This window comes from Helicobacter sp. L8, from assembly GCF_003660355.1.
Lineage (GTDB): Bacteria > Campylobacterota > Campylobacteria > Campylobacterales > Helicobacteraceae > Helicobacter > Helicobacter labacensis.
In genome coordinates, this window is the sequence record NZ_QXQR01000068.1 from 1 (window position 1) to 289 (window position 289).

General features: G+C 46.7%; 1 pseudogene. It reads right to left on the reverse strand.

Going from position 1 to position 289, the window contains the following annotated elements:
* Positions 1–34: 34 nt before the first annotated feature.
* A pseudogene (locus EAO37_RS09080) lies at positions 35–289 on the reverse strand (hypothetical protein); the annotation flags it as partial.

The window sequence follows — 289 nt, forward strand, 5'->3', positions numbered from 1 at the left end:
CACCCATTGCTCATGCCATCAATCAAAACGCCCATTATTTGCCTTTCAAGTAGTTAGAATACCCGATTTTATCCAAAGCCTTCAGCTCAATATCCCCCCCGCGCTGTTTGATATACTCTGTGCGCGCCTTGTGCTTTAGATAGGACTCTAGAACATCTTTAGGGACTTGCCCCCCTAAAGCTCTAAGCTGGTTGATTTGTTGTTCTAGGAAAGTCAGCAAGATACTCTGATTTTCCCCCATTCTAGCCGTGTTCTCCTGCGCGCTTCTGAGCTTGAGCGCGCTTAAGTT